We start from the raw sequence: 23,833 nt of genomic DNA on the forward strand, positions 1-23,833 counted from the left end.
CTGAACCCTATTGTCAATGGCACACACCTCCCCGTTATGGATGTGGGTACAAAAAGTTATACATCTCATCAGGAACCGAAAATGACCGCCACCGTAGAACGTATTGAGAGCTGGATAGTGGATGTCCCGACCATCCGGCCACACAAGTTATCGATGACCACCATGGGCTGCCAGACGCTGGTGATCGTGCGGCTTACCCGCTCCGACGGCATCTGCGGCATCGGCGAAGCCACCACCATCGGTGGTTTGAGCTATGGCGTCGAGAGCCCGGAGGCCATCTCGTCAGCGATAACCCATTATCTGACGCCGCTGTTGAAAGGGCAGCCGGCCGATAACCTGAATGCGCTGACGGCGCGTATGAACAGCGCCATTAAAGGCAACACCTTTGCAAAGTCCGCCATTGAAACCGCGCTGCTGGATGCCCAGGGCAAAGCCTTAGGGCTGCCGGTGTCGGCGCTGCTCGGCGGGGCGCTGCAAACGGCGTTGCCGGTGCTGTGGACCTTAGCCAGCGGCGATACCGCGAAAGATATCGCCGAAGGGGAAACACTGTTAGCCGGGCGCCGCCATCAGGCGTTCAAGTTGAAAATTGGCGCGCGGGAATTAGCCACCGACCTGCGTCATACCCGGGCCATTGTGGAAGCATTAGGCGATCGCGCCAGCATCCGCGTTGACGTTAACCAGGCCTGGGACGCCGCCACCGGCGCGAAAGGCTGCCGCGAGCTGGCGGCGATGGGCGTCGATCTTATCGAACAGCCGGTCAGCGCCCACGACAATGCTGCACTGGTGCGCCTGAGCCAGCATATTGAAACCGCGATCCTCGCGGATGAAGCGGTCGCGACCGCCTACGAGGGTTATCAACTGGCGCAGCAGGGATTTACCGGCGCTTATGCCCTGAAAATCGCCAAAGCCGGGGGACCGAACAGCGTGCTGGCGCTGGCCCGCGTCGCCCAGGCGGCGGGGGTTGGCCTGTATGGCGGCACCATGCTGGAAGGGACCGTCGGTACCGTCGCGTCGCTGCACGCCTGGTCGACGCTGCCGCTGCAGTGGGGCACTGAGATGTTCGGCCCGCTGCTCCTCAAAGACGATATTGTCAGCGTGCCACTCACCTTTGCCGATGGTCAGGTAGCGCTCCCGCAGACGCCAGGGCTCGGCGTGGAGCTGGATGAAGACAAGCTACGCTTCTATTCCCGTAAGGCATAACTGGAGAAAATCATGCTATTTAAAGTGGAGATGACCGTTAATATTCCGCTCGGTTTTCCTGCCGCCGAAGCGGATGAAATTAAACAACGCGAAAAAGCCTATTCGCAACAATTACAACGTGAAGGCAAGTGGCGACATATCTGGCGCGTCGCCGGTCTTTACGCCAATGTCAGTATTTTCGATGTAAAAGATGCCGAAGAGTTGCATCAAATTTTAATGGGATTGCCGCTGTATCCTTTTATGGATATTCGCGTCGAGGCGCTGTGCCGTCATCCCTCATCTGTTCGTGAAGACGATAGCTAATAATAATAACATCTGACCTCATGCCGGGAACACCCGGCAAATATCCTACAACGATAAGAGAGAATAATTATGAGTAATGCTTTCGTACAACAAGAAGCCGTGCAGAAATTATTACGTGAAGGCGCGGGGTTAAATGTCCCTGGCGGTAATGAACGTTTTAAAGCCATTGTCCACCGTTTGCTGGAGAATATCTGCACGCTGATCGATGACTATAACGTCACAGAAGAAGAGTTCTGGCACGCGGTGAACTATCTGCACGAGCTGGGTGGGCGTCAGGAAGCGGCGCTGCTGGCGGCCGGGCTGGGTCTTGAGCACTTCCTCGACCTGCGTCAGGACGCCATTGATGCGGCGGCGCGCCGGGAAACCGGCACCCCGCGCACCATCGAAGGGCCGCTGTATGTGGCCAATGCGCCGCTGGCCGACAGCCACGCCCGGATGGATGATGGCGCAGATGCCGGGGAAGTGATGTGGCTGCATGGTCAGGTTAAAGATAATCAGGGCCAGCCGATCGCTAACGCCATTGTTGATATCTGGCACGCCAATACCCTCGGTAATTACTCGTTTTTCGATCAAAGTCAGAGCGACTACAACCTCCGTCGCCGGATCCGCACTGGCACCGATGGCCGCTACAGCGTGCGCAGCATCATGCCGTCCGGCTACGGCTGCCCGCCGGATGGTCCGACGCAGAAGTTGCTGGATCAGTTAGGCCGCCACGGCAACCGTCCGGCGCACATTCACTTCTTCGTCTCCGCCCCGGGCCATAAGCATCTGACCAGCCAGATTAACCTCAGCGGCGATAAATATCTGTGGGATGATTTTGCCTTTGCTACCCGCGACGGTCTGATTGCCGACCCGGTAAAAGTGACCGACCGCGAGACCATCGCGCAGCGCGATCTTGAGGGAGAGCACACCGAGGTCTGTTTTGATTTCACCCTGTGTAAAGCCCTGAACGCCGACGAAGAGCACCGCGGCACCCGCCTGCGCGCCAAAGAGTAACCGGCATTATCGGCCCCGGGCACGCCGCTGCCCGGGCCAGACATTGCACCCGAAAACGACAAATTCACCCTGTTTCTTTCATCCTGAATCCTGCAGGAGGAGTTAACTCATGCAAAAAACGCTCTCAGCGCTTAAAGACAAAATTAACAACGCGTTAATTGTCGACCGTGAAAATCATATTTACCGTTGCCACCGCTCTATATTTACCGATCAGCAGTTATTTGATTTTGAAATGAAACATATCTTCGAAGGAAATTGGGTTTTTCTCGCCCATGAAAGCCAGATTGCCGAGCCGGGAGATTATTATACTCTGACGCTGGGACGGCAGCCGGTTATTATCACTCGTGATAAAAAGAATGAATTGCATGCATTAATTAATAGCTGTGCCCACCGCGGGGCCATGTTATGCCGACGCAAAACCGGAAATAAAAACTCATTTACCTGTCCGTTCCATGGCTGGACCTTCAGCAATAATGGCAAATTATTAAAAGCCAAAGATGAGAGCACCGGCGGTTATCCTGAAACCTTCAAACAGGAAGGATCTCACGATCTGCAAAAACTGCCGCGCTTTCAGTCTTACCGCGGTTTCTTATTCGGTAGCCTCAATGCGGACGTGCAGTCGCTGGAGGCCTATCTCGGCGAAACCCGCAAAATCATCGATCTGATCGTCGATCAGGCGCCGGACGGGCTGGAAGTGCTGAAGGGCTCGTCGAGCTATGTATACGAAGGCAACTGGAAGCTGGGCGCGGAGAACGGCGCCGATGGCTATCACGTCAGCGTGGTCCACTGGAACTACGCCTCAACCATGTCGCGCCGCAACTATGAAGCGGAAGGGACGCATGCGGTTGACGCCAACGGCTGGTCAAAGAGCGTCGGCGGCGGCTACGGTTTTGACAATGGCCACATGCTGCTGTGGACCCGGGCGCTGAACCCGGAAGTGCGCCCGGTGTATGCCCACCGCGAGCGTCTACAGGCGGAATTTGGCGAACGACGCGCCGACCAGATGGTCAATGAAACCCGCAACCTGTGCCTGTACCCCAACGTCTATCTGATGGATCAGTTTTCTACCCAGATCCGCGTGATCCGCCCGATTGCGGTCGATAAAACCGAAGTCACCATTTGGTGTTTTGCGCCAAAAGGTGAATCAGACCAGGCGCGGGCGCTACGCATCCGCCAGTATGAAGATTTCTTTAACGTTAGCGGGATGGGAACGCCGGACGATCTGGAAGAGTTCAGCGCCTGTCAGCGCGGCTATCTCGGCGAAAATCTGCCATGGAGCGATCTGAGCCGCGGTGCGCTGCGCTGGGTCGACGGCCCGGATGAGCACGCCAAACATGCCGGTTTCACGCCACGACTCAGCGGGGTGAAATCGGAAGATGAAGCGCTGTACATCGCCCATCACCATCACTGGCAAACGGTCATGCTGGCGGCGCTGGAACAGGAACAGCAGCGTTACGACCAGTCGATTACCCAGCGCGTGGAGGTGGCCTGATGTTGAATCTCGAACACGTTCGCCAGTTTCTCTATTACGAAGCCCGCCTGTTGGATGATCGTCAGTGGGACGAATGGCTGAGCTGTTACAGTCCGCAGGTGGTCTACTGGATGCCGGCGTGGGGCGACGATGACCAGCTGACGCGCGACCCGCAAAAAGAGATTTCCCTTATCTATTATCCCAACCGTGAAGGCCTGGAAGATCGCGTCTATCGCATTAAAACCGAACGTTCCGGCACCAGTACGCCGGAGCCGCGCACCACCCACATCATCAGCAATGTTGAACTGATGGGCGAAAGCGACGAGGGGCTGGAGGTGCGCTACAACTGGGTCACCTGGAGCCACCGCTATCAACACACGGATGCCTATTTCGGCTCTACCTGTTGCACGCTAATTGAGCAGGACGGCAGACCGCAGATCGTGCGCAAAACCGTGCGCCTGAATAACGATTATATCCGTCAGGTGATTGACGTTTACCACATTTAAGAGGCGCTTATGACCTTCAATATTGCTCTTAATTTTGAGGACGGCATTACCCGCTTTATTCAATGCCATGCCGGGGAGAAGGTGCTGGATGCCGCCTATCGCCAGAAGGTGAATCTGCCGATGGACTGTTCGGACGGCGTTTGCGGTACCTGCAAATGTCACTGCGCCAGCGGTGAATACGATCTGGGGGAGGATTATCTCGACGAGGCGTTAAGCGACGACGAAGCGCAGAATCGCCAGGTGCTGACCTGCCAGATGGTCCCGACCAGCGACTGTGTGATCGACGTGCCGGTGGCCGCCGCCCAGTGCAAAACCGCGCTGACCAACACCGGGGCGCAGGTACGACAGGTGAATTGTCTGTCCGATACCGCCATCGAACTGGTGGTCGTGCTGGATGAGCCGCTGGCTTTTCTGCCGGGACAGTACATTAACATTCAGGTACCGGGCACGCCTCATGTACGTGCCTACTCATTTAGCTCGCTGCCGGGTTCTCTCGAAGGGCGCTTTCTTATTCGTAACGTGCCTGGCGGCATGATGAGCCAGTGGTTAACCCAGCAGGCGCGGCCCGGCGATCGCCTGACCCTCAGCGGCCCCATGGGCAGTTTCTACTTGCGCAGCGGCGAACGCCCGCTGCTGATGCTGGCCGGTGGCACCGGGCTGGCGCCGCTGCTGTCCATGTTACACACCCTGCAGACACAGGGCAGTCAGCGCCCGGTAACGCTACTGTACGGGGTGACCCGTGACTGCGATCTGGTGAAAACCGACGCGCTGGATGTGTTTAACCAACAACTGACGGGATATCGCTGGCTGCCGGTAGTGGCGGATGAAAACAGTACCTGCCCACAGCGCGGTTTTGTCACCGACCATCTGGATGACGCCATGCTGAATAACGGCGACGTCGATATCTATCTTTGTGGGCCGCCGCCGATGGTCAACGCAGTCGCCACGACGCTGCGCGACAGAGGCATTTCCCCGGCAGGGTTCTGGTATGAGAAATTTATCGCCAGCCAGAGCGCGGCGGCATAAGGAGGCATGATGCGTTTTACCGATAAAGTCGTCGCTATCACCGGCGCGGCGCAGGGGATTGGCAGGCAGACCGCGGAGCAGGCGGCAGCCGAAGGCGCCGCCCTGTTGCTGATTGACCGCTCGCCTTACGTACACGAACTGGCTGCCTTTTTAGCCCAGGCCGGAAGTCAGGTACTGGCGCTGGAGGCTGACCTTGAGCAGTGGCAGAGTACTGAACAGGCGTTTGCCACCGGGGTCGCTCATTTTGGCCGCCTCGACGTGCTCATCAACAACGTCGGCGGCACCATCTGGGCGCGACCTTTCGCTGAATATCAGCCAGAACAAATTGAGAAAGAGATCCGCCGCTCGCTGTTCCCCACCTTGTGGGGCTGCCGCGCGGCGCTCCCCTGGATGCTGAAGCAGGGGAAAGGCAGCATCGTCAATATCTCGTCGGTGGCGACGGCAGGAGTGAACCGGGTGCCTTATTCGGCGGCGAAAGGCGGCGTGAATGCGCTGACCCGGTCGATTGCCATGGAGTACAGCGGCAGCGGCATTCGGATTAACGCCGTCGCGCCAGGCGGGACGGAGGCGCCGCCGCGCCTGACGCCGCGCAACGATGAGCAGCCGAGCGAGCAGGAAAAGGCGTGGTATCAGGAGGTGGTCGATCAGACGGTGGCGAGCAGTCTGATGCGCCGGTACGGCACGCTGGCGGAACAGGCGAACTCGATCCTTTTTCTCGCCAGCGATGAAGCCAGCTATATCACCGGCGTGACGCTACCGGTAGCGGGCGGCGATCTCGGCTAACGGCGGGTGGCGTACCAACAGAGCAGGGAGCCGAGACACACCATCCCGGCCCCCTGCCAGAAAGACCACGACAGTGTGGCGCTAAGCAGGACAGCCGCCAGCGCGGAAGAGAGTACCGGCGTGAAGTACGAGGCCGCCGCCAGCAGGCTGACGTTGCCGTGCAGGATCCCGACGTTCCACGCCGCGTAGGCCAGCCCCAGCGCCACGGAGACCGTGATCAGCTTAATGACTACCGGCCAGCTAAACAGCATCGGCGGCTGGTCGCTGGCGAGAAATTTCAGCCATAGCGTCAGGGCGGTTAACAGGACAAAGAGGGTAATGCCATTTTTACCTTTGGCGTACTTCGCGGTCACCGTGCAGTACGCCGCCCAGATAAACGCCCCGACAAATGCCAGAATGTAGCTCAGCGGGCTGGACACCACGTTATTGATGATTTCCTCGAGATTGAGCCCGTGCTCGCCGCCAAGTACCCAGCTCACGCCGAACAGCGCCAGCAATAAGCCGGGGATCACCAGCCAGCTGCTTTTCTGGCCATTAAAGAGAATGGCGAACAAAATCGTCAGGCTGGGCCACAGGTAATTGACCATCCCCACTTCAATGGCCTGCTGGCGAGTGGCGGCGAACCCCAGCGACAGGGCGAGGCAGATTTCATAGCTGACAAACAGCACGCTGCCAGCCAGCAGATAGCGGCGCGGGATCTGGCGCAGGTTGGGAAAGCCAACGGTAAAAATGAGCAGCAGGCCGCTGAGGCTATAAATCATCGCCGCGCCGCCAACCGGGCCAAGCCCTTCGCTAACGCCGCGAATCAATCCGACCATCGTGCTCCATAAGATAATGGCGGCGAAGCCGATTGATGTCGCTCTCTTTTTTTGCATATTTAACCTGATAGTGACGCAAACGCAGCCGGAATTTATAACATCTTTTGCCGGTCGATGGTCGATATTTCCCGCCGGCGTTAACTCTTTGGTATTAGTCAAACTCGTCGCCGCTGACTATTAAGGGGGCGAGCGTTTTCGACCTTGATTTGACGCAAATAAAACAAAGGTATTGCTGTTAGTTTCCTCCGCGCGATGAATCAACATCCTGCATGGAGGAATGCAATGGACGTCAGCCGCAGAAAGTTCTTTAAGATCTGCGCAGGCGGTATGGCCGGAACCACAGCCGCCGCCCTGGGCTTTGCCCCTAAAATGGCGCTGGCTCAGGCACGCAATTTCAAATTGCTGCGTGCGAAAGAGATCCGCAACACCTGCACTTACTGCTCCGTGGGCTGTGGGCTATTAATGTATAGCCTCGGCGACGGCGCGAAAAACGCCAAAGAAGCGATTTACCATATTGAAGGGGACCCGGACCATCCGGTGAGCCGCGGCGCGCTGTGCCCGAAAGGCGCAGGCCTGCTGGACTATGTCCACAGTGAAAACCGCCTGCGTTATCCGCAATACCGCGCCCCGGGCTCGGATAAATGGCAGCGCATCTCCTGGGATGACGCTTTTAACCGCATCGCCAGACTGATGAAAGCCGACCGCGACGCCAACTTTATTGAAAAGAACGAGCAGGGCGTGACGGTTAACCGCTGGCTTTCCACCGGCATGCTGTGCGCCTCGGCGGCAAGCAATGAGACTGGCATGCTGACGCAAAAATTTGTGCGTTCGCTCGGCATGCTGGCGGTAGACAACCAGGCACGTGTCTGACACGGACCAACGGTAGCAAGTCTTGCTCCAACATTTGGTCGCGGTGCGATGACCAACCACTGGGTTGATATCAAAAACGCTAACGTCGTGGTGGTGATGGGCGGCAACGCCGCCGAAGCGCATCCGGTGGGATTCCGCTGGGCGATGGAAGCGAAAAACAATAACGATGCCACGCTTATCGTCGTCGACCCGCGCTTTACGCGTACCGCGTCGGTGGCCGATATCTATGCGCCGATTCGTTCCGGTACCGACATTACCTTCCTGTCGGGCGTGCTGCTGTACCTGATCGAAAATAATAAGATCAATGCCGAGTACGTGAAGCATTACACCAATGCCAGTCTGCTGGTGCGGGATGATTTTGCCTTCGAAGAGGGCCTGTTCAGCGGCTACGATGCCGAAAAACGTCAGTACGATAAATCGTCCTGGAACTACCAGTTCGATGAAAACGGCTACGCCAAACGCGATGAAACGCTCAGCCATCCGCGCTGCGTGTGGAATCTGCTGAAGCAGCACGTTTCCCGCTACACGCCGGTAGTGGTGGAGAATATCTGCGGTACGCCGAAAGCGGACTTCCTTAAAGTGTGTGAGGTGCTGGCGTCAACCAGCGCCGCGGAACGCACCACCACCTTCCTGTATGCCCTGGGCTGGACGCAGCACACCGTCGGCGCGCAGAACATCCGTACCATGGCGATGATCCAGTTGCTGCTCGGCAACATGGGCATGGCCGGCGGCGGCGTCAACGCGCTGCGCGGCCACTCTAATATTCAGGGGCTGACCGATTTGGGACTGCTGTCGACCAGTCTGCCGGGTTATTTGAAGCTGCCATCCGATAAACAGAGCGATCTGCAAAGTTATCTTAGCGCCAACACGCCGAAAGCGACGCTGCCCGGGCAGGTGAACTACTGGAGCAACTACCCGAAATTCTTCGTCAGCCTGATGAAATCGTTCTATGGCGAGGCGGCGCAGAAAGAGAATGACTGGGGCTTCAACTGGTTGCCGAAATGGGATCAGGCCTACGACGTTATCAAGTACTTCAATATGATGGATAACGGCAACGTCACTGGCTATATCTGTCAGGGCTTCAACCCGGTAGCGTCCTTCCCGGACAAAAACAAAGTGGTCCGCAGTCTCAGCAAGCTGAAGTATCTGGTGGTTATCGATCCGCTGGTGACCGAAACCTCGACCTTCTGGCAGAACCACGGCGAGTCTAATGATGTCGACCCGGCCGCGATTCAGACCGAAGTCTTCCGCCTGCCGTCGACCTGCTTTGCCGAAGAGGATGGTTCGATCGCCAACTCCGGTCGCTGGCTGCAGTGGCACTGGAAAGGCCAGGACGCACCGGGGGAAGCGCGCAACGATGGCGAAATCCTGGCTGGGATCTATCATCGTCTGCGCGAGCTGTACCGTCGCGAAGGCGGGAAGGGCGCGGAACCGCTGCTGAAAATGAGCTGGCGCTATAAGCAGCCAGATCACCCGGAATCGGCAGAAGTGGCTAAAGAGAACAACGGCTACGCGCTGGCGGATCTCTACGATCAAAATGGCGCTCTGCTGGCGAAAAAAGGCCAACTGCTCAATAGCTTCGCGCTGCTGCGCGATGACGGCAGCACCGCGTCGTCGTGCTGGATCTATACCGGCAGCTGGACCGAGCAGGGTAACAAGATGGCGAATCGTGATAACGCCGATCCTTCGGGCCTGGGCAATACGCTGGGATGGGCCTGGGCGTGGCCGCTCAATCGTCGGGTGCTGTATAACCGCGCTTCGGCTGATATTAACGGCAAGCCGTGGGATGCGAAGCGGATGCTGATCCAGTGGAACGGCAGCAAGTGGGTCGGAAATGATATTCCGGACTTCAATACTGCGCCGCCGGGGAGCAACACCGGGCCGTTTATCATGCAGCAGGAGGGACTTGGCCGCCTGTTTGCGCTCGATAAACTGGCGGAAGGGCCGTTCCCGGAGCACTACGAGCCGATGGAAACCCCGCTGGGCACCAACCCACTGCACCCGAAGGTGGTTTCCAGCCCGGTGGTGCGTCTGTATGAAGAGGACGCCATCCGCCTGGGTAAGAAGGATAAGTTCCCGTATGTCGGCACCACCTATCGTCTGACCGAGCATTTCCACACCTGGACCAAGCATGCGCTGCTCAATTCCATCGCGCAGCCGGAACAGTTTGTCGAAATCAGCGAAGGGCTGGCGAAAAGCAAAGGTATCGCCAACGGCGATTGGGTGAAAGTCAGCAGTAAGCGCGGGTTTATTCGCGCGGTTGCCGTGGTGACCCGGCGCCTGCGCACGCTGAACGTCAACGGCCAGCAGGTCGAAACCGTCGGGATCCCGCTGCACTGGGGCTTTGAAGGCGTGGCCCGCAAGGGTTATATCGCCAACACCCTGACGCCTAACGTCGGCGATTCCAACTCGCAAACGCCGGAGTATAAGGCGTTTCTGGTCAACATTGAGAAAGCGTAAGGAGCGATTCAATGGCGATGGAAACACAAGACATTATTAAACGCTCCGCGACCAACCCGATAACTCCCGCGCCACGCGCGCGGGACTATAAGGCCGAAGTCGCCAAGCTTATCGATGTTTCCTCCTGCGTAGGCTGTAAAGCCTGCCAGGTGGCCTGTTCCGAGTGGAATGACATTCGCGATGAAGTGGGGCACTGCGTCGGCGTGTATGACAACCCGGCGGATCTTAGCGCTAAATCCTGGACGGTAATGCGCTTTAGCGAGACCGAACAGAACGGCAAGCTGGAGTGGCTTATCCGCAAGGATGGCTGTATGCACTGCGAGGAGCCGGGTTGCCTGAAAGCCTGCCCCTCCGCCGGGGCGATTATTCAGTACGCCAACGGCATCGTCGATTTCCAGCAGGAAAACTGCATTGGTTGCGGCTACTGCATTGCCGGGTGTCCGTTTAATATTCCGCGCCTCAATAAAGAGGATAACCGGGTCTATAAATGCACCCTGTGCGTGGACCGGGTCAGCGTCGGTCAGGAGCCGGCCTGCGTGAAAACCTGTCCTACCGGCGCGATCCACTTCGGTACGAAGAAAGAGATGCTGGAGGTGGCCGAGGAGCGGGTGGATAAGCTGAAAAAACGCGGTTATGCCAACGCCGGGATTTACAACCCGCAGGGCGTCGGCGGCACCCACGTGATGTACGTTCTGCATCATGCCGACCAGCCGGAGCTGTATCACAAGCTGCCGAAGGAACCGCAGATCGATACCAGTATCAGTCTGTGGAAGGGGGCGCTGAAACCGCTGGCGGCGGCGGGCTTTATCGCCACCTTCGCCGGGCTTATCTACCACTACATCGGTATCGGGCCGAACAAGGAAGTTGATGACGACGAGGAGGAGCATGATGAGTAAATCGAAGATGATTGTGCGCACGACGTTTATCGATCGCGCCTGTCACTGGACGGTGGTTATCTGTTTCTTCCTCGTGGCACTGTCGGGAATATCGTTTTTCTTCCCGACGCTGCAGTGGCTAACGGAAACCTTCGGCACGCCGCAGATGGGGCGTATCCTGCACCCGTTCTTTGGGGTGCTGATTTTTGTCGCGCTGATGTTTATGTTTGTGCGTTTTGTCCACCACAATATCCCTGATAAACAGGATATCCCCTGGCTGAAAGGTATCGTGGAGGTGCTGAAAGGCAACGAACATAAGGTCGCGCGCGTCGGGAAATATAACGCCGGGCAGAAGATGATGTTCTGGACCATTATGAGCATGATTTTCGTGCTGTTGGTGACCGGGGTGATTATCTGGCGGCCGTATTTCGCGGCATATTTCCCGATTCAGGTGATTCGCTATAGCCTGCTGATTCATGCGACGTCGGCGATTATCCTGATCCACGCGATCCTCATCCATATGTATATGGCATTCTGGGTGAAAGGGTCGATTAAAGGCATGATCGAAGGCAAGGTGAGCCGCCGCTGGGCGAAGAAACATCACCCGCGCTGGTATCGCGATGTCGAACGCCTGGAGGCGATGAAAGAGAGTCGTGAAGGGATGAAGTAAGCCTTCACGGCGCAAAACCCGCTCCGGAGATGTCGGAGCGGGTTCCCGGCAGTCAGCAGTTCGTGATAAGTGTATCGATTGAATCGATAACGCCCTGGCGCGCATGACTCAGATTGCAGACGAAATCCTGTGGCTGGATCCGTTTATTATTTAAGTTACTGATCATTGGCGTACAAAGTAAAAAGCTGTCAAATTCTATATTTATCCTTGGTACGACATGCTGATGCCAGCGTGGTAACTGTTGTGTTCGCATTAAAGGAATAATGACTCTCGTGGCCAGGTCTGCATAATAATCATTCTGCACGATCATATAATACGGCAGGGTTTTATTTGTCTGAGCAGAACAATTTCGATAAACATTGAATTGTTCAAGCATCATAGTACCCTGAAAAATTCATCATCAGTAAGAGTGCCTCCTTTTGCAATAAATTCATTCATTGCGGCAATGAATTCCTTGTGCTGTCGCTGTTTATCTGCTTCTCGTAAATCCTTACCTGGCTGTGCTGACGCCTTCTGGACGGGTACGTCAGTGGGTCTTTTACGTAGCGTATTACTTTTCATCATCGGCTCCTTGCGGTTGGTTCTGTGATTATTCACTTTACTCACTAAAAAATAAATCCCAGCAGCAACTTTAATGTTTATTTTGCGAGGCCGCTTCCAGAGGAAAGTAATAGCCTGAAATATTCATGGTTGTGGTAATAAACCTGGCGCTGGTATTAACCAGCGCGGCGAAGAATAATCAGTACTTCTCGGGAATAAAGCGGAAGGGGAAATTGGTCTGTTTCATTTTGCCAATTTTGCGCTTCGGCAGCGTCACATGCTCCACCGGTAAAGCTTCATAGGGGATCTGCGACAGCAGATGGGTGATGATATTCAGGCGTACGCGCTTTTTATCCTCCGAGCGGGCGACGAACCACGGCGCCCAAGCGGTATCGGTGGCGGCGAACATGGCGTCGCGGGCGGCGGTATATTCATCCCAGCGGTTGAAAGACTTTATGTCCATCGGCGAGAGCTTCCAGATTTTACGACCATCGTCGATGCGATCCCGCAGGCGGCGCTCCTGCTCCTGCGGAGAGACCTCCAGCCAGTACTTGAGCAGAATAATGCCCGATTCGACCATGCCGCGCTCCACCATCGGCGCGCCGTCGAGAAACTTCTGCACCTCCTCCGGGGTGCAAAAGCCCATCACCCGTTCGACGCCGGCGCGGTTGTACCAGCTGCGATCGAAAATCACAATCTCGCCAGCCGCCGGAAGGTGCTTGATATAGCGCTGAAAATAGAGCTGGCTTTTCTCACGCTCGGTGGGTGAGGGCAAGGCGACGACCCGGAAGATACGCGGGCTGACGCGCTCGGTGATCGCCTTAATGGTGCCGCCTTTGCTGGCGCCGTCCCGCCCTTCAAAGACGATGCACACCTTCAGCCCTTTATGCACCACCCAGCGCTGCAGTTTCACCAGCTCAACATGGAGTTTGCGCAACGCCTTCTCATACGCTTTATTGTCGAGCGGGGCGGTCTTCACCGCCGCGTCGACCGGATTACCGTTTTTCTTATTACCCATCGCCATGCTCCGTGTTGCCGAGGTATCCCTTTGAAGTGTAATCCTTCGCCGGCGAGGCGGTGGAAAATATTCGCGCAGGGGACGGGCTAGCTGGCGTTCCCCGCCGCAATGACTTCCAGCCCCACCCGCTGCCCCCATGACAGCTCGAGGGTGTTACCGTCCGGGTCGGCTAAGAAGGCGAAGTATCCCACCGGATCGCCCAGCTGTTCCGGTTCCCGCCGCAAAACGCCTTCCCGCCGCGCCTGAGCGACCTTCTCATCGATCTCCGCCTGGGTGGCGCAGGCGACGCCGAGATGGCCGAACGGGCCCAGCGGCGTGTCGGCCGGATCGTCACTCTGCACCAGCACCAGAGCGAAGGGCCGGGTGCGATCGCTGAGCCACGCCACCTTACGCGCTGAGGGCAAGCCGGGCTCGCGCTGGTGAATGACGGTCATCGCGGTATAGCGGGTATAAAAATCAATGCTGCTGGCCAGACAGCGGACGGTAAAGGCGACATGGGTAAAACCGACATCAACAGTTTGCATCGATGATTCTCCAGAGGTGAATGATGGGAAGACTTTACAACCTCAAGTTAAGTTGAGATCAATTGGGCGTTTATCGCTTTGAGCCCACTGATTTTAATAGGGGAGGGTCATTGCTAAGCCACGCCGTCGCCGGCTCGATGATGGCCGGCCGCGCGGCGGCGAGCATGAACGAATCAGGCCGTTGTATGGAGGAAACTGCCGTCGGGCGTTTTTAGCTGGTGTGTCGGGGCGGGATGGTCAATAATGCCGGCCGTCTCTCAATACCCCTATAAGATGTATGAAAAAAACGATTTTTTCACTGGCGCTGGGCACCTTCGGACTCGGCATGGCGGAATTTGGCATTATGGGCGTGCTGCCGGATATGGCGCACGATGTCGGGATGTCGATCCCCGCCGCCGGCAATATGATTGCCTGGTATGCCTTCGGTGTGGTGATCGGCGCGCCGATCATGGCGCTGCTCTCCAGCCGGTTTTCGTTGAAATCGGTGATGCTGTTTCTCGCTGCCCTGTGTATTCTCGGCAATACCCTGTTTACCCTCTCCAGTAGCTACGCCATGCTGGCGCTTGGCCGCCTGGTTTCCGGTTTTCCTCACGGGGCGTTCTTTGGCGTCGGCGCGATTATCCTGTCGAAAATCGCGCCGCCGGGGAAGGTGACCGCCGCGGTGGCGGGGATGATCGGCGGGATGACGGTGGCTAACCTGGTGGGGGTCCCCGGCGGCACCTGGCTTGGGCATCACTTCAGCTGGCGCTATACCTTTGCCCTTATCGCCGTGTTTAACGTCGCCGTGTTGATGACTATTTTCTGCTGGGTGCCCACCCTCTATGATCGCACCAGCACCCGGCTGCGCGAGCAGTTCCGTTTTCTGGCCTCCCCGGCGCCGTGGCTGATTTTTGCCGCCACCATGTTTGGCAATGCGGGTGTGTTTGCCTGGTTCAGCTATATTAAGCCCTTTATGATCAACGTCTCCGGCTTTGCCGAAGGCAGGATGATGCTGATTATGATGCTGGCGGGGCTGGGAATGGTGGTCGGCAATCTGTTCAGCGGCAAAATTTCCGGGCGCTTTAGCCCGCTGCGCATTGCGGCCATAACCGACGGGGTCATTGCCGTGACGCTGCTGCTGATCTTTGCCTTCGGTGAGCATAAAGTCGCTTCGCTGACTCTGGCGTTTATCTGCTGCGCGGGACTATTCGCCCTGTCGGCGCCGCTGCAGATCCTGCTGCTGCAGAACGCCAAAGGCGGCGAGATGCTGGGGGCGGCAGGAGGGCAGATTGCCTTCAACCTCGGCAGCGCCATCGGCGCCTTCTGCGGCGGGATGATGATTGCCCAGGGCTTTGGCTGGAACAGCGTGGCGCTTCCTGCCGCCACGCTGTCGTTTCTGGCGATGAGCGCCTTGCTCATCTATGGCTGCCATCAGCGCCGACAAGCTTGCTAACGACGCTTACTCACGCCAGGGTTCGCCAAGGGTCAGCATCAGCCGGTTGGCCCAGGCGAAAAAGGCTGCCGACTGCAGCAGATCCAGCTGGGCCAGGGTATCTAAACCCTGCTCATCAAGCGCCGCCAGATGGCGGGCATTCAGCCCCGGCGGCGTCACCGACAGCGCAGCGGCGGCGTCGATTTCCGCCTGCCAGCGCGGCGACTGGCCGTCACTCAAATTCTCCCCCGGCGTCACCGCCAGCAGCGTGTCGACAGCGGTCTCGTCCTTCGCCAGTTGCGCCGCTTTACGGGCATGCACCGAGGCGCAGTAGATACAGCCGTTGATTTTGCTGGTCACCGTGGCGGCCAGCTCGCGTTCGGCGCGCGGCAATCCCCCGGGGGTATAGAAAATGCCTTTATCGGTCAGGGTCCGCTGCTCCAGCACCGGCTGATTGCGCGCCAGCAGGCGAAAGTAGGGGGAGTCGCTATGGCCATATTTGGCCAGAATCGCCTGTTCTTCAGCGTTGAATTCCGCCAGCGGTTTATCGGCCAGCCAGGGTTCCCAGTGCAGCTCATCGCGGGTGAAGCGAACCGGGGCCGCTTTGCCGCTCTGGGTATGCGGTGTGGTATGCCAGTATCCGGCAACCTGCGGCGTATCGGCGCTGACGATCGGTTTATGGTTGAGCGCCCGCAGGCCCAGCAGCAGGCGGCTCTGGAAGCTGACAAATGCCACCAGTTGCGCCAGAGTGACGATGCCCCGCAGGCTCCAGCCCGCGCCGGTTAAGGTGTGCAGCGCGCCGGGGGTGGCTTCGACGGGGGTGAAGGTGAGCAGGCGGGCAAAGGCCAGCGCCGGGACCAGACGATCGGTGGTTGGATCGGCGAGCCCGAAACCGGCATAGTGCGCCGCCAGCGCGTCCGCCTGGTGCAGTTTCGCCACCTTCGCGGCCACCGCGAAGCGTTCATCAAGAGGAAAGTCAGCGTCCTGCTGGCGGAACAGCACTTCATAACTTCCCTGGGCGTGACGGGTGCTGGCGTCGCGTACGGCGCGCGCTTGGTCGAGCGGGGAACCGGGGGCAATCTCCGCCAGTTCGGCCAGAATATCCTGACTCAGCGTCATGGTGACTCCTTATCTGATGTGGGGGGCAATATGCTGAGCGATCAGCTCAATGGAACGCAGCGTATCCCGGTGCGAAGGCTCCACCGAGTGCACCTGAAACGAAATATCGGTGGCGCGGGCCAGCACGCTGTCCTGCGCCAGGGAGGCAATAACATGCTCAGGATCGCCAACGTGGGCATCCAGTTGTTGCAGATAGTCGGTGACACTGTCACCTTCTATCGTATGACCCGCCGCCCGGTGCTGTGTCGCCTGCTTGCGCAGACCGGGCTCGGCGACCTGCAGGGCGTGGGCGTGACTGTCGGCGACGAAGGCGGTGCGCGAGGCGAGGATCCGCGGTGCAACGCCGTCCGGCAGCGCCTCCAGGTAGGCGTCGATGATCGGGTTCTGAATGGCGTCCAGCGGCAGACGTGGCTCACCGGGGGGCCTTGGCTGGGTGCGCGACAGCATCAGCCCGTGTCCCGCCTGACCGGCGCGGATGGCGCCCTCCGCCGAGAAGGTGGCGATCCAGATACGCTCCGCCAACTGCGGTGCGGGTGGATAGAGACGGTTGTCCGGGTGGCTCAGGGTATCGCCCCGCCAGGCGCTATGGATCAGGTGCAGATGGTCGGCAAACACCGACCCGCGCTGCTCGCTGGTCAGGCCGAAGGGCAGAAATGACGTTGGCGTGCCGCCGGAGCCAAACCCCACCTCCAGACGTCCGTCGGTGAGTAAATCCAGTACCGCCGCGTCTTCGGCGACGCGCAGCGGATTTTCCATCGGCAGAGTGATAATCGCCGTGCCGAGACGGATCCGGTCGGTCTGTGCCGCCACGTGGGCGAGAAACACCAGCGGCGATGGCAGGCCGCCTTCCTGTTCATGAAAATGGTGCTGGGCAATCCATGCGCTGTCGAAGCCCAAACGCTCCGCGTGGCGGATCTGTTCGGCCGCCAGCCGGTAGCGCGTTTGCGCGGAGCCCTGATCGAGCAGACGGGTAAAAAAGCCGAGGCGTTTAGGCATTATGCGTTCTCCGTGTGGGCCTGTGCTAAGCGGGGTGAAACCTGGGGAATGGCGGCGATCAGTTCGCGAGTGTAGGCCTGCTGCGGAGTGGCGAACAGGCGGTCAACGTCGCCATGCTCCACCACCTGGCCGGCGCGCAGTACCGTGACGCTATCGGCAATCCGCCTGACCGTCGCCAGATCGTGGGTAATGAACAGGTAGCTCAGACCCAACTGCTGCTGTAACTGCTGCAGCAGGGCGAGGATCTGCGCCTGAACGGTGACGTCGAGCGCCGAGGTCGCTTCGTCAAGGACCAGTATCGCCGGCTCGAGGATCAGCGCCCGGGCAATCGCCACCCGCTGCCGCTGGCCGCCGGAGAGCTCCCGCGGCGTACGCGACAGCAGCTCCGGGGCCAGCGCCACCCGCGCGGCGACGGTCTCCACGCGCAGGCGACGCGCCGACGCGCTGAGGCGCTCAAAGTTCTTTAACGGCTCTTCGATAATCGCAAACAGCGTCTGGCGCGGGTCGAGCGAGGCGAAGGGGTTCTGGTAGACAAACTGGATTTTCCGCCGCAGCTGACGCTGCGCCTCGCGGCTGAGATGCCCGGCGTCGATACCGTCGATGGTCACCTGTCCGGCATCGGCGCGCTCAAAGCCCAGCAGGATCCGCGCCAGGGTAGTTTTCCCGGAGCCGGATTCGCCCACCAGCGCATGGGTGGTGCCGCGTCTGACCTCAAAACTGACGCTGTCGAGCGCCTGCAGCGCCTGTTTGCCCAGCGAGAAACGTTTGCTGATCCCCTCCACGCGAATGGCCGGCGTGGCCAGCAGTCGGTGACGAGCCGCCGTCAGCCCCAACGGCGCATCCTGCAGGTCGTGGAGCAGCTGGCGGGTGTAAGGGTGTTGCGGACGCTGGACAATCGTCTCGGTGGCGCCCTGTTCCTGAATCTCTCCCTGACGAAACACCATGATCCGGTCGGCGCGTTCTGCGGCCAGCGCCAGATCGTGGGTGACAAACAGCACGGCGGTACCCGACTCGCGACGCAGGATATCGAGCAGGTCGAGAATGCGCTTCTGCACCGTGACGTCGAGAGCGCTGGTGGGCTCGTCGGCAATAATCAGATCCGGCTGCAGGGCAATGGCGATGGCGATCAGCACCCGCTGTTTCATCCCGCCAGACAGCTGATGCGGATACTGGTCAAAACGCTGTTCCGGGTGGCTGAGACCGACTTTAGTGAGCAGGTTAAGGACCTGCTGTCGGCGGTCAGCGGCGGAGAGGGACTGATGCAGGCGCAGGATCTCTTCCACCTGCTGGCCAATGGTTTTTACCGGATTGAGCGAATTACCGGGATCCTGCGGGACCAGGCTGATGCTCACTCCGCGCAGGCGGTTAAGGCGTTTTGCCGACCAGTCGCTAATCACTTCGCCATTGAGGACAATCCGCCCGGCATCCCGGCGGGCATTATCCGCCAGCAGGCCGATAATGGCCTGCGCGGTGGTGGTTTTCCCCGAGCCGGATTCTCCGACGAAGGCCAGCATTTCGCCACGCTGGATGGAAAAACTCACGTTGTGCACCACCTCGCGCCATTCGCCCCGCGAGCGGTAGCTGATGCGCAGATCTTCAACGGACAGAACGTTCATGGGCGTACTCCACTCCACTGGCGGCTAAGACGATTGGCGGCAAGGACCACGGCGACCACGGCGAGGCCGGGGAAGGTGGTCAGCCACCAGGCGGTCGACAGGTAGTTGCGACCTTCGGCGATCAATAATCCCCACTCCGGGACCGGCGGCGGGGTGCCGTAGCCGAGGAAGCTGAGGGTGGCCAGGGCCAACATCGCCTGTCCGAACTGCAGCGTCGCGAAAGCAAGCACCGCAGTGAGCGAGTTGGGCAGAATATGGCGCCAGAAGACGGCGAAAAAGGTGCCGCCGCTGCCCCGGGCCGCCTCGACGTAATCGCTGTGGCGCACGCGCACGACCTCCGCCCGCGCCAGGCGCGCGAAGCTGGCGATAGCCGCCACACCAACCGCCACCGCCGCATTCACCGTGCCGAAACCGAGCAGAATAATTACCGTGAGCTGCAGCAGCAGGGAGGGGATGGCCAGCAGGACATCGACCAGGCGCATGATCGTGGATTCAACGCGTCCGGTCAGCGCCCCGGCGAGCGTACCAAGGGCGGTGCCCACCACCAGGCCGATGGCGACGGCGATCAGCGCCGCCGACAGGGAATGTACCGCGCCGTAAACCACCCGCGTCCACAGGTCGCGCCCCAGCTGGTCGGTACCCAGCCAGTAGTGCGCTTGCGGCGCCAGGCGCTGAGCGCCGGGGATCCCTTCCAGCGGGTTAGCGGCGGTAAACCACTGCGGGGCGAGGGCCATTAACAGCGCAGTGATCATCACCGCCCATGCCAGCCACAGGCCAGGCTGCAGACGCACCCTGCGCCATTCCGGGCGGCGGCGAACCGCGATGGCATAATCGACCAGGCTCATTTCGCACCTCCGGTCTGTAAATGGAGTCGGGGATCCAGTCGCGGCATGACCAGGTCGACCAGCAGGTTTATCAGGACGAAACCGAGGGCGGAGATCATCACCACTGCCTGCAGCACGGCGATATCCTGGTTATTGACCGCCTGCTGGGTCAGCTGGCCGAGGCCGCTGCGGCCGAAGACGGTCTCAGTGATCAGCGCCCCGGCAATCAGCTCGCCCAGCAGCAGCCCGGCAATATTCAGCGCCGGCAGCAGGGCATTACCCATCACATGGTGCCAGAGGACGCCGGTCTCGCTCATTCCCTTGGCGCGGGCGACCGCGACGAAGGGCTGAACCGCCACCTGATCCATGCTGCGCATCAGGATCTGCGCCAGCGGGGCCGAAATGGGCAGCGCGACGGCGATAACCGGTAAAATCAGCCCTTCCAGTGGCCCAGGGTTGATCACCGGGATCCAGCGCAGCTGAAACGAGAAGAGCTGGATCAGGGCGATACCCAGCCAAAAAGTCGGCAGAGAGATAAACAGCACCGGCAGCGACTGCAGAAGGTTACTCAGCCAGCGCAGCCCCGGCAGACGCGAGGCGAAGGCGAGGGCGAACGCCAGCGCCACGGCCAGCAGAAAGGCCGGCAGCGCGAGGCTTAAGGTATCCGGCAGGTTGCTGGCAATCAGACTACTGACCGCCAGCCCCGCCTGCAGGGAATAGCCGAAGTCGCCGTGCAGCATCGCCAGCAGCGTGTGCAGGTACTGGCGCCACAGCGGGCTGTCAGCGCCGTAGGCCAGCCGCATGTCGGCGATTTGCGCCGGGCTCAGGCCAAGATCCGGATTCTGAAATTTGATCAGCACTGCATCTCCCGGCAGCACCTGCAGCAGGAAAAAAGTGAGGGTAAATGCCGCCCACAGGACCAGCAGCCCCTGGCCGAACCGTCGCAGAAGATAAGCGCTCATACCCGGCCTCTTAGTGCTTGTCCAGCCACGCGCCGTAGAACGACGGACGACCGACGGCCTCGAAGCTGACGCCTTTGACCCACGGCGCGCCGGCGAACACCTGCGGCTCTTCGAAAATGGGGATCACATAGGCGTTATCGATCAGATAGCGCTGGGCGTCACCGGTTAACTGCAAGCGCTGCTGCGGCTCTACCGCCGCGGAGATGCCGGTCAGCAGGTCATTCAGCTTATCATCGCGGAAGTGCTGCACTTTATCGCTGGAGCCGCCTTTCTGCAGCAGCGCATCGCGGTTGTTGGGGAAGAACATACTTTTCACCACATCCGGGTCGGCGCGGCCCACTTCTGAGACGGTGAGCGGGGTTTTCTGCGGGTCAAGATTGTCCAGCGTACGGCTACCGGCATCCCCGGCTTTGACGGTCAACGCCACACCTACCTGGCGCCACTGCTGGGCGATCAGCTGCAGCACTTCCTTATTCTGCGGCTGCGGCAGCGATTCATATACCGTCAGCGCCAGCCGCTGGCCGTCTTTACTGCGAATACCGTCGGCGTCGGGCTTCCAGCCGGCGTCGTCCAGCAACTGTCGGGCTTTGGCCTGGTCGAAGGTCAGTTTATCGCTCAGATTGACATAGCCGGCGGCGGAGCTGGCCAGTACGGAGGTCGCTTGCGGGTAGTTAGCGGAGAATAGCGTCTCCACCACCTGTTTGGCGTTGGTGGCATGGAGCAGGGCCTGGCGCACCCGCAGGTCGGCGACCAGTGGGTTATCCGGGCGGAAGCTCAGGCTGTCGTTGACCCCGCGGGTAGGGGCGGCGTAGACCTTAAATCCCTGATCGGTCGCCTGCTTTTCATCGTAGGCCTGCACCTGGCGAATAAAGCCCGCCTGACCCGCCAGCAGCGCGCCGATGCGCACGCTGTCTTCCGGGGTCACAATATAGGTGATGCCGTCGAGGTTAGCGGGCCCCTGCTGGGCACTGTTTTTCGGCCCCCACTGATAGTCCTTGCGCGCCACCAGCGTCAGCTCGCGGCCTGGCTTTTCATCCTGCACCACAAAGGGCCCGGAGCCGATAATATGCCGGGCATCGCCCAGCTCTTCAAAATTGCGCTGCAGGGTGCTGAGTGATACCAGACCGGAGCCGATGGTGGCGGTTCCCTGCAGGAAGCCCGGCGACGGTTTGTTGAAGTAAAATTTCACCGTCAGCGGGTCGATCACTTCGCTGCGCTGGTAGTTATTGATGACCTCCGAGACGGGCAGGCGATGGGCTTTATCTCCCAGACCATAGGTGTCGAAGTTTTTAGCCACGGCGGCGGCGTCAAGCGGCGTGCCGTCCGAGAAGGTGACCCCTTTGCGCAGGTGGAAAGTGTACTCGGTTTTATCGGCATTGCTGGTCCAGCTCTCGGCAATCCACGGCTCAATCTCCAGCGTTTTCGGGTTCTGCCAGGTGAGCTTGTCGGTTATCTGATTGAGAATACCGCCATTCGGATAAAAGCCGCCGGCGGGCGGATAGAGATTGGTGTGCGGTTGCTGCTCCAGATAAATTAAGGTGCCGCCTTTAACCGGCGTGTCGGCGGCCCAGACGGAAAAGGCGCCGGAAAGAAACAGGGCGGCCAGCGCGGGCAGGCGAAAATGACGATGCATGGTGAATTCCTTTGTTATCTATTGTGTTGCCATCATCGGGCGCGGCTAAAAACAAAGGAACCAAGGAATTGCGCTAAGCATTTGCGGAAATTGGATTTACTTCGCGAGTGGGAAGCGTGGGGCAAGCGCCTCTCCCGGGCGGGAGAGGCGTTGGTGATTAGCTGCGCAGATCGATAACCATACGGCCGCGGATCTGACCCTGCTCCATCTCTTTAAAGATGGCGTTGATATCTTCCAGCGGGCGCAGGGTAACTTTCGGCACCACTTTACCTTCGGCGGCAAACTGGAAGGCTTCCACCAGGTCCTGACGAGTACCGACCAGCGAACCGACCACCTCGATGCCGTCGAGCACCAGACGTGGAATATCGAGGCTCATCGCCTCCGGCGGCAGGCCCACCGCGACCACGCGGCCACCGGCACGAACGGCATCTACCGCCGAGTTAAAGGCCGCTTTGGCCACCGCGGTCACTACGGCAGCATGCGCGCCGCCGGTTTTTTCCTGAATCACTTTCGCCGCATCTTCATTACGGGAGTTGATGGTCAGATCGGCGCCCATCGAGGCCGCCAGCTCCAGCTGCCCGTCGTTGACGTCGATAGCGATCACTTTGGCGTTAAAGACATTCTTCGCATACTGCAGCGCCAGGTTGCCCAGCCCGCCGAGACCGTAGATAGCGATCCACTGACCCGGTTTGATGTGAGAGACCTTGACCGCTTTGTAGGTAGTGACGCCCGCGCAGGTGATACTGCTGGCGGCGGCGGAGTCGAGGCCGTCCGGGACTTTTACCGCGTAGTTGGCGGTGACGATGCACTCTTCCGCCATGCCGCCGTCGACGGTATAGCCGGCGTTTTTCACCGAGCGGCACAGCGTCTCATTGCCGCTGTTACAGTAATCGCAGTGGCCGCAGCCTTCGAAGAACCACGCTACGCTGGCGCGATCGCCTGGCTTCAGGGAGGTGACGCCCGGTCCGACTTTTTGCACCACCCCGATCCCTTCATGGCCGAGAATGACGCCGGTTTTATCGCCAAAATCGCCGTTTTTCACGTGCAGGTCCGTATGACACACGCCGCAGCATTCCATTTTCAACAACGCTTCACCGTATTCCAGCGGGCGCAGCGTTTTTTCCGTGACGTTAACCTGATGGTCGTGGGTAACAACAGCAGCCTTCATGCCTGTCTCCTTGTGAGGGGATTGTTTAATTTTATTAATGCAAT

At 59.2% G+C, this 23,833-nt stretch carries 23 protein-coding genes; 11 read left to right on the top strand and 12 right to left on the bottom strand.

From position 1 onward, the window contains the following. The first annotated feature begins 36 nt into the window (after window positions 1-36). The 7 genes from DTA24_RS13725 to DTA24_RS13755 all read left to right on the top strand — a co-directional run bounded on the left by DTA24_RS13725 (window position 37) and on the right by DTA24_RS13755 (window position 6,285). Complete coding sequence (locus DTA24_RS13725) at window positions 37-1,200, top strand: muconate cycloisomerase family protein (protein ID WP_164481333.1); 1,164 nt, start codon at window positions 37-39, stop codon at window positions 1,198-1,200. 12 nt (window positions 1,201-1,212) lie between these two features. Further along, window positions 1,213-1,503, top strand: a complete 291-nt coding sequence (gene catC, locus DTA24_RS13730; RefSeq protein WP_008804728.1) for a muconolactone Delta-isomerase — start codon at window positions 1,213-1,215, stop codon at window positions 1,501-1,503. Window positions 1,504-1,572: 69 nt separating this feature from the next. Then, window positions 1,573-2,499 carry a catechol 1,2-dioxygenase gene (gene catA / locus DTA24_RS13735; protein WP_008804729.1) on the top strand — a complete coding sequence of 309 codons (927 nt, stop codon included), beginning with the start codon at window positions 1,573-1,575 and terminating at the stop codon, window positions 2,497-2,499. A 109-nt stretch (window positions 2,500-2,608) separates the two neighbouring features. Continuing rightward, window positions 2,609-3,991 carry a Rieske 2Fe-2S domain-containing protein gene (locus DTA24_RS13740; RefSeq protein WP_123836883.1) on the top strand — a complete coding sequence of 461 codons (1,383 nt, stop codon included), beginning with the start codon at window positions 2,609-2,611 and terminating at the stop codon, window positions 3,989-3,991. After that, entirely contained in the window at window positions 3,991-4,476 is a 486-nt protein-coding gene (gene benB, locus DTA24_RS13745; protein WP_123836884.1) for a benzoate 1,2-dioxygenase small subunit, read from the top strand. Before DTA24_RS13740 ends, benB begins: the two co-directional genes overlap by 1 nt. A gap of 9 nt (window positions 4,477-4,485) precedes the next feature. Beyond that, on the top strand, window positions 4,486-5,502 hold the full coding sequence (benC, locus tag DTA24_RS13750) for a benzoate 1,2-dioxygenase electron transfer component BenC (protein ID WP_123836885.1): 1,017 nt from the start codon (window positions 4,486-4,488) through the stop codon (window positions 5,500-5,502). A gap of 9 nt (window positions 5,503-5,511) precedes the next feature. Beyond that, window positions 5,512-6,285 carry a 1,6-dihydroxycyclohexa-2,4-diene-1-carboxylate dehydrogenase gene (locus DTA24_RS13755; RefSeq protein ID WP_123837181.1) on the top strand — a complete coding sequence of 258 codons (774 nt, stop codon included), beginning with the start codon at window positions 5,512-5,514 and terminating at the stop codon, window positions 6,283-6,285. Here DTA24_RS13755 and yddG read toward each other — a convergent pair. Next, window positions 6,282-7,160 (bottom strand): aromatic amino acid DMT transporter YddG, encoded by an 879-nt coding sequence (yddG, locus tag DTA24_RS13760; protein ID WP_050887112.1) that lies wholly within the window; start codon window positions 7,158-7,160, stop codon window positions 6,282-6,284. The two genes, DTA24_RS13755 and yddG, sit on opposite strands and share 4 nt — an antisense overlap. 225 nt (window positions 7,161-7,385) lie before the next feature. Here yddG and fdnG point away from each other — a divergent pair, with 225 nt between their 5' ends. Genes fdnG through fdnI form a run of 3 tightly spaced genes read left to right on the top strand, consistent with a single transcriptional unit; the run spans window position 7,386 to window position 11,978 of the window. Continuing rightward, entirely contained in the window at window positions 7,386-10,433 is a 3,048-nt protein-coding gene (gene fdnG, locus DTA24_RS13770; RefSeq protein ID WP_164481334.1) for a formate dehydrogenase-N subunit alpha, read from the top strand. 11 nt (window positions 10,434-10,444) lie between these two features. Further along, window positions 10,445-11,329: a formate dehydrogenase subunit beta gene (gene fdxH, locus DTA24_RS13775; protein ID WP_032740517.1), complete on the top strand. Its 885-nt coding sequence runs from the start codon at window positions 10,445-10,447 to the stop codon at window positions 11,327-11,329. Continuing rightward, window positions 11,322-11,978, top strand: a complete 657-nt coding sequence (gene fdnI / locus DTA24_RS13780) for a formate dehydrogenase-N subunit gamma (protein ID WP_032740518.1) — start codon at window positions 11,322-11,324, stop codon at window positions 11,976-11,978. The genes fdxH and fdnI overlap by 8 nt, the downstream gene beginning before the upstream one ends. Window positions 11,979-12,030: 52 nt before the next feature. Here fdnI and DTA24_RS13785 read toward each other — a convergent pair whose 3' ends face one another. The 4 genes from DTA24_RS13785 to DTA24_RS13800 form a co-directional block, all read right to left on the bottom strand. Continuing rightward, the gene (locus tag DTA24_RS13785; RefSeq protein WP_023322693.1) at window positions 12,031-12,357 is read right to left on the bottom strand and encodes a CcdB family protein; all 327 of its coding nucleotides are present in this window, start codon (window positions 12,355-12,357) and stop codon (window positions 12,031-12,033) included. Beyond that, on the bottom strand, window positions 12,354-12,539 hold the full coding sequence (locus DTA24_RS13790) for a hypothetical protein (protein ID WP_025711567.1): 186 nt from the start codon (window positions 12,537-12,539) through the stop codon (window positions 12,354-12,356). Before DTA24_RS13790 ends, DTA24_RS13785 begins: the two co-directional genes overlap by 4 nt. A 178-nt stretch (window positions 12,540-12,717) precedes the next feature. Then, window positions 12,718-13,536, bottom strand: a complete 819-nt coding sequence (gene ppk2, locus DTA24_RS13795; protein WP_123836887.1) for a polyphosphate kinase 2 — start codon at window positions 13,534-13,536, stop codon at window positions 12,718-12,720. Between the two features lie 86 nt (window positions 13,537-13,622). After that, window positions 13,623-14,060, bottom strand: a complete 438-nt coding sequence (locus DTA24_RS13800; RefSeq protein WP_016161133.1) for a VOC family protein — start codon at window positions 14,058-14,060, stop codon at window positions 13,623-13,625. 277 nt (window positions 14,061-14,337) lie between these two features. On the opposite strand from DTA24_RS13800, the gene araJ reads away from it, so the two are divergent. Next, entirely contained in the window at window positions 14,338-15,492 is a 1,155-nt protein-coding gene (araJ, locus tag DTA24_RS13805) for an MFS transporter AraJ (RefSeq protein ID WP_016161132.1), read from the top strand. 6 nt (window positions 15,493-15,498) lie between these two features. Here the strand turns inward: araJ and DTA24_RS13810 are convergent, their stop codons facing one another. The 7 genes from DTA24_RS13810 to adhP all read right to left on the bottom strand — a co-directional run bounded on the left by DTA24_RS13810 (window position 15,499) and on the right by adhP (window position 23,789). Continuing rightward, window positions 15,499-16,590: an alkylhydroperoxidase domain protein gene (locus DTA24_RS13810; protein ID WP_016161131.1), complete on the bottom strand. Its 1,092-nt coding sequence runs from the start codon at window positions 16,588-16,590 to the stop codon at window positions 15,499-15,501. A 9-nt stretch (window positions 16,591-16,599) separates the two neighbouring features. Next, window positions 16,600-17,586: a putative FMN-dependent luciferase-like monooxygenase gene (locus tag DTA24_RS13815; protein WP_044613735.1), complete on the bottom strand. Its 987-nt coding sequence runs from the start codon at window positions 17,584-17,586 to the stop codon at window positions 16,600-16,602. Continuing rightward, entirely contained in the window at window positions 17,586-19,202 is a 1,617-nt protein-coding gene (locus DTA24_RS13820; RefSeq protein ID WP_012968115.1) for a dipeptide ABC transporter ATP-binding protein, read from the bottom strand. The genes DTA24_RS13815 and DTA24_RS13820 overlap by 1 nt, the downstream gene beginning before the upstream one ends. Further along, window positions 19,199-20,047 (bottom strand): ABC transporter permease, encoded by an 849-nt coding sequence (locus DTA24_RS13825; RefSeq protein ID WP_008804744.1) that lies wholly within the window; start codon window positions 20,045-20,047, stop codon window positions 19,199-19,201. The genes DTA24_RS13820 and DTA24_RS13825 overlap by 4 nt, the downstream gene beginning before the upstream one ends. Further along, entirely contained in the window at window positions 20,044-20,988 is a 945-nt protein-coding gene (locus DTA24_RS13830; RefSeq protein ID WP_008804745.1) for an ABC transporter permease, read from the bottom strand. Before DTA24_RS13830 ends, DTA24_RS13825 begins: the two co-directional genes overlap by 4 nt. A 10-nt stretch (window positions 20,989-20,998) precedes the next feature. Continuing rightward, window positions 20,999-22,621 (bottom strand): TIGR04028 family ABC transporter substrate-binding protein, encoded by a 1,623-nt coding sequence (locus tag DTA24_RS13835; RefSeq protein ID WP_016161128.1) that lies wholly within the window; start codon window positions 22,619-22,621, stop codon window positions 20,999-21,001. A gap of 157 nt (window positions 22,622-22,778) precedes the next feature. After that, entirely contained in the window at window positions 22,779-23,789 is a 1,011-nt protein-coding gene (gene adhP / locus DTA24_RS13840) for an alcohol dehydrogenase AdhP (protein ID WP_002906221.1), read from the bottom strand. Between the last annotated feature and the right edge of the window lie 44 nt (window positions 23,790-23,833).

It is taken from the genome of Klebsiella sp. P1CD1, assembly GCF_003790505.1.
Taxonomy (GTDB): domain Bacteria; phylum Pseudomonadota; class Gammaproteobacteria; order Enterobacterales; family Enterobacteriaceae; genus Klebsiella; species Klebsiella variicola.

What these genes read in the sequence shown, in the direction of transcription:
- DTA24_RS13725 (WP_164481333.1), top strand. Translation starts at nt 37, where the DNA reads ATGGATGTGGGTACAAAAAGTTATACATCTCATCAGGAACCGAAAATG.
- catC (WP_008804728.1), top strand. Translation starts at nt 1,213, where the DNA reads ATGCTATTTAAAGTGGAGATGACCGTTAATATTCCGCTCGGTTTTCCT.
- catA (WP_008804729.1), top strand. Translation starts at nt 1,573, where the DNA reads ATGAGTAATGCTTTCGTACAACAAGAAGCCGTGCAGAAATTATTACGT.
- DTA24_RS13740 (WP_123836883.1), top strand. Translation starts at nt 2,609, where the DNA reads ATGCAAAAAACGCTCTCAGCGCTTAAAGACAAAATTAACAACGCGTTA.
- benB (WP_123836884.1), top strand. Translation starts at nt 3,991, where the DNA reads ATGTTGAATCTCGAACACGTTCGCCAGTTTCTCTATTACGAAGCCCGC.
- benC (WP_123836885.1), top strand. Translation starts at nt 4,486, where the DNA reads ATGACCTTCAATATTGCTCTTAATTTTGAGGACGGCATTACCCGCTTT.
- DTA24_RS13755 (WP_123837181.1), top strand. Translation starts at nt 5,512, where the DNA reads ATGCGTTTTACCGATAAAGTCGTCGCTATCACCGGCGCGGCGCAGGGG.
- yddG (WP_050887112.1), bottom strand. Translation starts at nt 7,160, where the DNA reads ATGCAAAAAAAGAGAGCGACATCAATCGGCTTCGCCGCCATTATCTTA.
- fdxH (WP_032740517.1), top strand. Translation starts at nt 10,445, where the DNA reads ATGGCGATGGAAACACAAGACATTATTAAACGCTCCGCGACCAACCCG.
- fdnI (WP_032740518.1), top strand. Translation starts at nt 11,322, where the DNA reads ATGAGTAAATCGAAGATGATTGTGCGCACGACGTTTATCGATCGCGCC.
- DTA24_RS13785 (WP_023322693.1), bottom strand. Translation starts at nt 12,357, where the DNA reads ATGATGCTTGAACAATTCAATGTTTATCGAAATTGTTCTGCTCAGACA.
- DTA24_RS13790 (WP_025711567.1), bottom strand. Translation starts at nt 12,539, where the DNA reads ATGAAAAGTAATACGCTACGTAAAAGACCCACTGACGTACCCGTCCAG.
- ppk2 (WP_123836887.1), bottom strand. Translation starts at nt 13,536, where the DNA reads ATGGGTAATAAGAAAAACGGTAATCCGGTCGACGCGGCGGTGAAGACC.
- DTA24_RS13800 (WP_016161133.1), bottom strand. Translation starts at nt 14,060, where the DNA reads ATGCAAACTGTTGATGTCGGTTTTACCCATGTCGCCTTTACCGTCCGC.
- araJ (WP_016161132.1), top strand. Translation starts at nt 14,338, where the DNA reads ATGAAAAAAACGATTTTTTCACTGGCGCTGGGCACCTTCGGACTCGGC.
- DTA24_RS13810 (WP_016161131.1), bottom strand. Translation starts at nt 16,590, where the DNA reads ATGACGCTGAGTCAGGATATTCTGGCCGAACTGGCGGAGATTGCCCCC.
- DTA24_RS13815 (WP_044613735.1), bottom strand. Translation starts at nt 17,586, where the DNA reads ATGCCTAAACGCCTCGGCTTTTTTACCCGTCTGCTCGATCAGGGCTCC.
- DTA24_RS13820 (WP_012968115.1), bottom strand. Translation starts at nt 19,202, where the DNA reads ATGAACGTTCTGTCCGTTGAAGATCTGCGCATCAGCTACCGCTCGCGG.
- DTA24_RS13825 (WP_008804744.1), bottom strand. Translation starts at nt 20,047, where the DNA reads ATGAGCCTGGTCGATTATGCCATCGCGGTTCGCCGCCGCCCGGAATGG.
- DTA24_RS13830 (WP_008804745.1), bottom strand. Translation starts at nt 20,988, where the DNA reads ATGAGCGCTTATCTTCTGCGACGGTTCGGCCAGGGGCTGCTGGTCCTG.
- DTA24_RS13835 (WP_016161128.1), bottom strand. Translation starts at nt 22,621, where the DNA reads ATGCATCGTCATTTTCGCCTGCCCGCGCTGGCCGCCCTGTTTCTTTCC.
- adhP (WP_002906221.1), bottom strand. Translation starts at nt 23,789, where the DNA reads ATGAAGGCTGCTGTTGTTACCCACGACCATCAGGTTAACGTCACGGAA.